The 9,064-nt window shown below is 41.4% G+C and carries 8 protein-coding genes and 1 pseudogene; 5 read left to right on the forward strand and 4 right to left on the reverse strand.

Annotation, left to right across the window (positions count from 1 at the left end):
- The first annotated feature begins 1 nt into the window (after position 1).
- Both minE and FTU39_RS02915 read left to right on the forward strand, forming a co-directional pair.
- A complete protein-coding gene (gene minE, locus FTU39_RS02910; RefSeq protein ID WP_096902698.1) occupies positions 2-274 on the forward strand; it encodes a cell division topological specificity factor MinE in 273 nt (90 codons plus the stop codon).
- A gap of 94 nt (positions 275-368) precedes the next feature.
- Positions 369-656, forward strand: a complete 288-nt coding sequence (locus FTU39_RS02915) for a PA4642 family protein (protein ID WP_180051706.1) — start codon at positions 369-371, stop codon at positions 654-656.
- Between the two features lie 130 nt (positions 657-786).
- Here FTU39_RS02915 and FTU39_RS02920 read toward each other — a convergent pair whose 3' ends face one another.
- A complete protein-coding gene (locus tag FTU39_RS02920) occupies positions 787-3,975 on the reverse strand; it encodes a DNA translocase FtsK (protein ID WP_004975289.1) in 3,189 nt (1,062 codons plus the stop codon).
- A 341-nt stretch (positions 3,976-4,316) separates the two neighbouring features.
- Here FTU39_RS02920 and trxB point away from each other — a divergent pair, with 341 nt between their 5' ends.
- The 3 genes from trxB (at position 4,317) to FTU39_RS02935 (ending at position 6,949) form a co-directional block, all read left to right on the forward strand.
- A complete protein-coding gene (gene trxB / locus FTU39_RS02925) occupies positions 4,317-5,270 on the forward strand; it encodes a thioredoxin-disulfide reductase (RefSeq protein WP_070154293.1) in 954 nt (317 codons plus the stop codon).
- 107 nt (positions 5,271-5,377) lie between these two features.
- Positions 5,378-6,109, forward strand: coding sequence for a leucyl/phenylalanyl-tRNA--protein transferase (gene aat / locus FTU39_RS02930; protein WP_131261723.1), 732 nt, complete (start codon positions 5,378-5,380; stop codon positions 6,107-6,109).
- A gap of 24 nt (positions 6,110-6,133) precedes the next feature.
- Complete coding sequence (locus FTU39_RS02935) at positions 6,134-6,949, forward strand: arginyltransferase (RefSeq protein ID WP_131261724.1); 816 nt, start codon at positions 6,134-6,136, stop codon at positions 6,947-6,949.
- Positions 6,950-6,989: 40 nt separating this feature from the next.
- On the opposite strand, the gene rimI is transcribed toward FTU39_RS02935, so the two are convergent.
- The 3 genes and pseudogenes from rimI to FTU39_RS02950 form a co-directional block, all read right to left on the reverse strand.
- The gene (gene rimI / locus FTU39_RS02940) at positions 6,990-7,448 is read right to left on the reverse strand and encodes a ribosomal protein S18-alanine N-acetyltransferase (RefSeq protein WP_004975283.1); all 459 of its coding nucleotides are present in this window, start codon (positions 7,446-7,448) and stop codon (positions 6,990-6,992) included.
- Between the two features lie 106 nt (positions 7,449-7,554).
- Positions 7,555-8,436 carry a metal-dependent hydrolase gene (locus tag FTU39_RS02945; protein ID WP_004975282.1) on the reverse strand — a complete coding sequence of 294 codons (882 nt, stop codon included), beginning with the start codon at positions 8,434-8,436 and terminating at the stop codon, positions 7,555-7,557.
- Positions 8,437-8,938: 502 nt separating this feature from the next.
- A pseudogene (locus FTU39_RS02950) lies at positions 8,939-9,064 on the reverse strand (elongation factor Tu); the annotation flags it as partial.

Raw genomic sequence — 9,064 nt, forward strand, 5'->3', positions numbered from 1 at the left:
CATGGCAGGATTTTGGAGCAAATTATTTAGCGGTGAAGATAAGCCATCTAGCGCACAAACAGCAAAAGATCGCTTAAAAGTGATTGTTGCTTCTGAACAAGGTCTTGGTAAACGCTTAAGCCAAGACAAAATTGATCAGATGAAAAAAGAAATCATGCAAGTGGTAAATCGCTACGTGCGTGGTGTCGATGAACAACATATTCAAATGTCTGTGCGTTCAGAAGCCAATATTGAAATGTTGGAAATGAATATCAATTTGCCTGAAGAGCGATAATCTGAATACTGATTAGTCAAGCAAATTGAATCAGGGCAAAATAACACTAGTTATTTTGCCCTATTTTTTTCAAAAGAATATAAAGGAGATTGCCATGGCATTATCTCAACCTGCGACCTTTAACGAAGCATGGTCGGATGAACGTGTATTTGCCTATTTGAATCAACTTCCACCTGCAGGTGTGAATGCAGATTTTCACGTACTCTATCACGCATTTAAACACATGCGTCCAAGCGACTATGAGCGCTTATTGACCCAGTTTATTGCCGATGGTCGTGACCTGAATGCCACCAATCCTGAAGGTCAACGTATTCATGACGTGATTGCTGAATTCCCTCGTCAAAAAGATGGTTTTTTAGCAGTTTTAGCCAAGTTTGCTTAAACTGTTTAAACACAATCTCTGGCTAAATTCAGCCAAAAAGATTGAGTGTAAAAAGAAAAAATCCCGCAATTGAATTGCGGGATTTTTTTATAGCACTACTTGATTCAAAATCAAACAGAAAGTGAAAGCTTTACACTAAAATTTCACGTTTCCCATTTGCTCCTTGCTCGCTCACAATGCCTTGCTCTTGCATCTGATCGACAATACGTGCCGCACGGTTATAGCCCAAGCTAAATTTGCGCTGTAAAGATGAGGTCGACACTTTACGTGTTTCCAAAACAAATGCTACACACTGATCATACAACACATCACGGTCTGGACTGCCTTCACCATCTTCAAAACCACGTGAAGATGGTTCTTCATCAAATGGCGTCAAGATTTCATCGACATAGTCAGGATCGCCACGCTCACGCCACGCATCACAAATACGGTTGACTTCATCATCCGAAATAAATGCGCCATGCACACGTTCTGGCTCAATTTTACCCGGTCCTAAAAATAGCATATCACCATGACCAAGCAGGTCTTCTGCACCGCCCGCATCCAAGATAGTACGTGAGTCAATTTTCGAGTTCACACGCAAAGCTACACGGGTTGGAATGTTGGCTTTAATTAGACCTGTGATCACATCCACCGATGGACGCTGAGTTGCTAAGAGTAAGTGAATCCCTGCTGCACGTGATTTTTGTGCCAAACGGGTAATCATTTCTTCCGCTTTCTTGCCCACTTGCATGATCATGTCGGCAAACTCATCTGCCACAATCACAATAGATGGCAATGGTGTTAAACGCGGTGCACGTTCTTGCGTTGCTGAATCTCCCGGCTTCCAAGTTGGATCAATTAAATCTTCACCATTGGCAATAGATTCTTCAACCTTACGGTTATAGTCGCTTAATTTACGAATTTTCAGGAAAGACATTAGCTTATAACGACGTTCCATTTCATTGACACACCAATTTAAAGCGCTGACGGCATCTTTCATATCAGTCACTACAGGCGTCAATAAGTGTGGAATATCGTTATAGTTGGCGAGTTCCAATTGTTTCGGGTCAATCAAAATTAAGCGTAATTGATCAGGCTTGTATTTCAGCAACATCGACAAAATCATCGAGTTCACTGCCACTGATTTACCTGAACCCGTTGTCCCTGCTACGAGCATGTGTGGTGCTTTGCCCAATTCAGTAATCACAGGATTGCCTGAAATGTCTTTCCCCATCGCCATAGATAAAATGCCGTTTGGATCTTCAAAAGCAGGCGTTTGTAATAACTCAATCAAACGTACCATTTCACGTGAACTATTCGGTACTTCAATGCCAATATACGGTTTGCCCGGAATCACTTCGACCACACGTACCGATGCCATCGACATTGAACGCGCCAAGTCACGAGAAATATTGGTTACTTTTGAAGCTTTGACCCCAGGTGCCAAATCCAGCTCAAAACGGGTCACGACAGGACCAGGCTGTGCTTCAACCACTTTGGCTTTGACATTAAATTCCTGTAATTTAATTTCCAGCAATTCCGACAAGCGCGATAATTGTTCTGCGGTGAAGTTCACTTTTTTGTTTGGATCGACTTTATCGAGCAAGTCCAAACCCGGTAATGGCGATAAATCACGACGTTTTTCTGCAACCTGCATGGCGCGTGACATCGGACGACCATGTGCATCGGTCAGCGGCGCATCAAAATCAAAGTCATCTTCGTCTAGTGGTTTGCCTGCGGTTTCCTGCCAAGCTTCGATAAATGCTTCTTTGGATAACGCCACTTTTTCTGCTTGTTCAGCCTGTGTAGCAGTCGCTGCGTTTGCCATCACTGCGGCAGTGGCTGCCGTCTGAATAGGTGCCTGAACAAAAGCAGAACTTTGTGCATAGCTACTGGTACTACGCGCTACAGGCGCTTGATCTTGAAATGCATCTTGCTGTAACTCATCACCCAAAAGATCATCCACCAACAAGTCATCTAAACTGTCTAAATCATGCTGCAAATGGCGCTCTTGGCGTACAGCATGATTTTGCGTATTCGAAGCACTTGACGATGGCGGGTTAAAATCTGACTCAAATCTGCTGAGATCATTGTTAAAATTGTGAGCCGTAGGATTCGAGTGCGGATGCACTGTTTCTTGCTGGGTCACAGACTCATCTAAAGTATCCATTGCCCCGCTGTTTTGGAATGGGCTGTGTAAATCACTTGCAGCTTTGCCTTGCGGAACTGCTGCGAGCAATTCATCAAAAATTTGATCATCATCCCAATCTAACGAAGATTTTGCAGTGGCTTGAGATGCCGTAGATGCAGGACGCACTTCATCAAAAGGATTCGATTGTAGATGTGGCTCTGGTTCTTCAGAAGCACGTAATAATGCATGAATGTCTTGGTTATGCTGACTGTCGGTATTTTCTTGTAAAGCACGCCACACTTCGCCTGTCGCAACAATACGCTGGCTGTCTTGTTCTAAGCGATGCGCCTTTTCGATGGTTTTTTCTAACTCAACATCATCAATTTCATCTTGCACCAATAGCTGTTGCTGCGCCTGTTGCTCTTCTTCTTCACGTTGCTGCATGTGATTAAACATACGCTCTGCCGCAGGATGTGGTGCAGTTGTTTCAGCTTCTTTCGCCTGTGCAACCACGGGTTCACTTGCTGCTTCTAAATCAGTTGATGCCACTTCAACAGCAACCACAGGTGCAGCAGCGACAACGGTCTTTTTCACCTGTGGTGTAGAACGGTCAAAGTCAGATTCTGCTTCAGGTACATTGCGATAGAACAAATCTTGCAGATAAGCAGGTGTAGCTTTTAAAGTTGCCCACGTTCTGTTCCACTTCACCCCAAATGCGAGGGTAAATAAGAAAATCCAAAAGACGACTAAAAAAAGTGTTGCTCCATAAATGGTTAAAATTTGCGATAAACTTTTCCCAAGTTCAAAACCAATGATGCCGCCTGAGGCATTGTCTAACGTATCGGCAGGTACTTGCCAAAATAAATACAGCAAACTTGCTGTTGCCAATAAAATGAAGAATTGTGCAGCATAACGAAATGGACGGTTTAAAAAACTACGTGGCCACCAGACTTGTAAGGCTTCAATAAAAAAATAAGCAGGAAGAAGCAGACTCGCCCAACCTAAAAAGCCAAACAGTAAATCGGCAATCCACGCACCTGCGATTCCACTCGCATTTGAAACCTGTTGGGTGTCACTGGAAATGTGCATCCAACCTGGGTCAAATGGAGTATAGGTCACCGTTGCAAGGAACAGATATATTCCAAAAGAGACCAAAAATAATGTCGCTATTAAGCGATGTGCATAAGCACCCGACACCGCAGTCATATATTGTCCTGTCGCCAATTCTTCATCAATGTTTTTTGTTTGTTCGATGGTCTTAAAAAGCCACCTGATTCGGAGCGTCTGTATTTCATTTAGCTGTGTCATTTAAGTTGCATTTCACGATGCAAGCTTCACCACACAGCAAGCTATAAATTATAACAGACCTTCTATTATGCATGTGTTGCCTAGAAAAAGATGCAAGATTATTGAAGTGTGTTGTTAACTTTTTCTATATAGCTCAAATCGATTTACATGATCAGTAATATCAACTTTAATCACACAGCAAATTCATCCTGTTTCACGTATAATTCCATAAATTTCTAAATAAAAAAAGGATGCTGTGCATGAGCGCTCGTCACTCACGTTTAATTATTTTAGGTTCAGGCCCTGCAGGTTATAGTGCCGCAGTATATGCTGCACGTGCCAACTTAAAACCGACTTTAATTGCAGGCTTACAATTGGGTGGTCAGCTCACCACAACTACGGAAGTTGATAACTGGCCGGGTGATCCTGAAGGTTTAACAGGCCCAGCGTTAATGGAACGTATGCAAGCTCATGCAGAACGCTTTGGCACAGAAATCGTGTATGACCATATCAATGAAGTGAACCTGAATGTGCGCCCATTTGTACTCAAAGGCGATATGGAAGAATTTACCTGTGATGCTTTAATCATTTGCACAGGTGCGACTGCACAATATTTAGGTTTAGAATCTGAAGCAGCATTTATGGGTCAAGGCGTAAGTGCTTGTGCTACCTGTGATGGTTTCTTCTACAAAAACCAAAAAGTGATGGTCGTTGGTGGTGGTAACACGGCTGTTGAAGAAGCATTATACCTGTCTAACATTGCATCACACGTGACATTGGTGCATCGTCGTGATTCACTTCGCTCTGAAAAAATCTTGCAAGATCATTTATTTGCCAAAGAAAAAGAAGGCAAAATCAGTATTCTTTGGAATAACCAAGTTGATGAAGTCTTGGGCGACAACACAGGCGTAACTTCAGTACGTTTAAAATCAACCACTGATGGCTCTACTCAAGATGTTGATGTGTCTGGCTTATTCATTGCAATTGGTCACAAACCAAATACAGGCATGTTTGAAGGTCAATTGAACTTGCGTGATGGTTATATCCAAGTACAAAGCGGCACTGCAGGCAATGCGACACAAACTTCTGTGGCTGGCGTATTTGCTGCGGGTGATGTAGCCGATTCCATTTATCGCCAAGCGATTACTTCTGCAGGTTCAGGCTGTATGGCAGCACTGGATGCAGAAAAATATTTAGATGCACTTGGTGAATAATTTAGTGACTAAGTTTAAAGACCGCTCTCCTTGAGCGGTTTTTTTATCACGACATTTTTAGGTATGATGAAATCAAGTTCATCGCAAAACTTCATACGGCAATTGATATGCACACGCTCCCCGCTTCACAATTCATTTTCCCCGATCCCATTGAAGTTGATCCTGAGGGTGAAGGCTTGATTTGTGTAGGTGCAGACCTTTCCCCTTCAACCTTATATGAAGCCTATACACATGGCTTATTTCCATGGTTTTCAGAAGGTGATCCTATTTGTTGGTGGAGTCCTGAGCCACGTTGCGTAATTATTCCGCAACATTATCAGCCGAGTAAGTCTTTAATCCGCAACATGAAAAAAATAGATTATCGTATTACTATCAATCATGCCTTTGAACAAGTGATTCGCAATTGTGCCTTGCCCCGTAGCTACGCCAATGATACTTGGATTTCTGAAGAGATCATTCAAGGTTATTGTCAGCTTTTTGCAGCAGGTTATGGCTATAGTTTAGAAGTTTGGGAGCAAGATAGTTTGGTCGGTGGTTTATATGGAGTCAGTATTGGCAAAGGCTGTTTTGGCGAGTCCATGTTTAGCCATCGTACCGATGTCTCCAAAATGGCATTTTATAGTTTGATGCTGCTCGGACAAGAACAACAATTGCCTTGGATTGACTGCCAATTGGTCAATGACCATTTAATCAGTCTCGGAGCATGTACACTTTCTCGCCAAGACTATCTTAAATCGTTACAAGATGTTGTAAAACAGCCTGCAATCAATTGGAAAAAATATCAGGACAGTGTATTTTCAAGTAAAACAATAGCGCAGTATGCGCGCCTACTTGAATGACAATAACAGAGAGGGATCTTGACAATGAATTCATATCACCCAAAATCCCTGCTAAATGATTTGCAGTATTACATTACTCCGCCGCATGATTGCAGCTATTTACCTGAAAAATCTGCGCGGATGGTTTTTTTAGATCCTGCACATAAAATTGATGTGCTGACTTTGTCTGAACTCTCTCGGGTCGGTTTTCGTCGCAGTGGCGATTTTGTCTATCGTCCTGAATGCCATTTGTGCCGCCAATGCCTTTCTTCACGTATTCCTGTCGCTGAATTTAAAATGAACAGCACGCAAAAGAAAGCTTGGAAACGCAATCACGATTTACAGATCAAAATCACCAAGCCACAAGATGCAGGTGATTTGCATTATGCGCTGTATGAACGCTATATCAATGAACGACATGCCGATGGCGATATGTTCCCTGCCAGCCGTGACCAATTTGAAAAATTCCTAATCCACAGTTGTACCAGCAGCTTCTTTTTAGAGGTTTGGCAAGATGATCGCTTAATTGCAGTATCGACCTGTGATTATTTAGATGATGGTATTTCTGCGGTCTATACCTTTTTTGACCCAGACGAAAGTCGTCGCTCACTCGGAACATTTGCGGTATTAAAACAAATTGAACAGGCACAGCATTTGGGACTGCAATATGTTTACTTAGGTTATTGGGTACCACATTCCAATAAAATGAACTATAAATCGCAATATGTGCCCCTTGAGCTACTGCTTGATGGTCAATGGCGACGCATTAACCGCAGCCTAAATACCGATGAGGTGCAGCAATTGGGAAACTCCTTAATGACCACGCTGCCCTTAGGCTGGAATAACTCCATCATCAAATAAAAATGTAATGATGCAATACTGATTTTTGCATCGATCAGATTCACTTAAACAAACTGGCAAAATCATCGCTACAAGATTTCACCATAATAATAGCATGCTCCCGTGTGCCATCCGTTTTAGGATAATAATTTTTACGTAAATCAATTTGATGAAAACCTGACTTTTCATACAGGGCTATCGCAGCTAAATTACTTTCACGTACTTCTAAAAAAATCTGCACAGGTTGGTTTTTCAAACCTGCAATAGAATGTTCTAGCAGTTGATAACCTAAACCTTTGCCTTGCTGACTTGGATGCACCGCCATCAACAACAAATTTGCTTCATCCAACACAGGTTGCAAAATACAAAAACCCACCACTCTCCCTGCATGTTCAATCACGGTACTGTGATAACTCTCTACCGCTTCGGCAAATTGTTTGGCACTCCACGGATGACTTTGTACCAAATTTTCAATCGCAACCACATCGGCGACATCATGGGCTTGCATTAAACGAATCATAAGAAATGATCTTGTGCTGTTCTAAGATGTAGGCATTATAGATTTCACGACAAAAAAATCGAGCAAAAAAAAAGGCAACTTACGTTGCCTGACCAAAAGGAAAAGTTTAAAAGCCTAATTTAGCTTTCCAAGTATTTAATAATGTTGTGGTATCAAAATCGTTAGGATGAAAATTCGGTTTGAAATAGAACAACATTTCTTTGCCCATGCCTGTAATAATCCCTTTAGATGGACTATAGGCATAACGATAAATCATGCGTAAATTTTCCAAATTCAACTGCTTGTCTTGTTTTAGTAAACGCCACAAAAAATAGTTTTGTACAAAAAATAAAGTCAGCATCGAAATAACCAAAGAACTTGTACGTAGTGCATAGGCTTTCAGACCTTTGCCAAACACACCTTCAAATACATCATACGCAACAGCTTTATGTTCGTTTTCTTCAATCGCATGCCACAACCACATAGTTTTCATGGTGTCATCGGTCATCAATTCTTGAATATGTGAATTGGTCAATAATTGTGAGGCAATCGTAGCTGTGAAATGTTCTAGCGCAGTGGTCGCAGTTAAATCTACCATTTTCTGTGTAATGCCAATCGGTTTAGCCAACTTTGCCATAAATTTGCGTGTAGTTTGAATCACAGTATCTGTATAACAATCCAAAGTATCAACATCATGCCCAAATTTCTGTGCAGAGGCATTAAAACCGACATGCTCATGCGTGTGCATGGCTTCTTGTCCAATAAATGCACTGATTTCTTTCTGTAAATCTGCATTGTCTTTCAGCATTGGGTGATAACGCACAGCACGCACACTGTCTATAAAGAACTTCTCACCTGCGGGAAATAACGCAGATAATGCAGTCATAAAATGCGTTAGACCTGCATTACCATTCATCCAATATTCAGGTACAGCATCAAAGTTGAAATTCATTCGACGGACAGGAAAACTCGCCCCTGCACGTTCACTAATACTCACTTTAGCATTCATGTTGCTCACTCCTGAGGTTACAACAATGAAGTCATTCATTTCCTGTAACCCGCTATATTTTTTATTTTTCGGTATGAGTTCATATTACGGTTTTCTGTGCGGTATTTAAGTGCAGTTAAGGACAGTGAGTTGTCAGTTCAGGACATGAGGAATAAAAAATAATGATAAGTGAAATTATTTTTTGTGACGCAAGAGTAAAAAATAGACAATTAAATTATTTTTACGACGCAAGAGTAACAAAATAGACGATGATTTTTTATGACGTAAGAGCAAGAATAATTAGACAGCAAATTTATTTTTATGATGTAAGAGAAAAAAAGGCAACTAAACCGCAGCAAAAGAATGTTCATAAAATGGTTTTAGATTGATTCAAGGTTTAAAGAACAGCTATTTCATCCATCAATACAGTAGGACAAGCTTTCATCCATCTGGAAACTAGCACACAAAATACAGCCATAAAAAAAGCGCCCCAAATGGAGCGCTTTTTCACACTATAAAGTGATTATGCTGTTACTTTAGCAACAACACCAGCACCTACAGTACGACCACCTTCACGGATCGCAAAACGTAGACCTGGGTCCATTGCGATTGGGTGGATTAATTCTACTGACATTTCAACGTTGTCACC

This window comes from Acinetobacter sp. YH12099 (assembly GCF_013419195.1).
GTDB lineage: Bacteria > Pseudomonadota > Gammaproteobacteria > Pseudomonadales > Moraxellaceae > Acinetobacter > Acinetobacter towneri.

Bases quoted from the DNA above. Each gene is read 5' to 3' on its own strand.
- FTU39_RS02920 (WP_004975289.1), bottom strand. From the start codon at position 3,975: ATGACTGCGGTGTCGGGTGCTTATGCACATCGCTTAATAGCGACATTA.
- trxB (WP_070154293.1), top strand. From the start codon at position 4,317: ATGAGCGCTCGTCACTCACGTTTAATTATTTTAGGTTCAGGCCCTGCA.
- FTU39_RS02945 (WP_004975282.1), bottom strand. From the start codon at position 8,436: ATGAATGCTAAAGTGAGTATTAGTGAACGTGCAGGGGCGAGTTTTCCT.
- rimI (WP_004975283.1), bottom strand. From the start codon at position 7,448: ATGATTCGTTTAATGCAAGCCCATGATGTCGCCGATGTGGTTGCGATT.
- FTU39_RS02935 (WP_131261724.1), top strand. From the start codon at position 6,134: ATGAATTCATATCACCCAAAATCCCTGCTAAATGATTTGCAGTATTAC.
- FTU39_RS02915 (WP_180051706.1), top strand. From the start codon at position 369: ATGGCATTATCTCAACCTGCGACCTTTAACGAAGCATGGTCGGATGAA.
- aat (WP_131261723.1), top strand. From the start codon at position 5,378: ATGCACACGCTCCCCGCTTCACAATTCATTTTCCCCGATCCCATTGAA.
- minE (WP_096902698.1), top strand. From the start codon at position 2: ATGGCAGGATTTTGGAGCAAATTATTTAGCGGTGAAGATAAGCCATCT.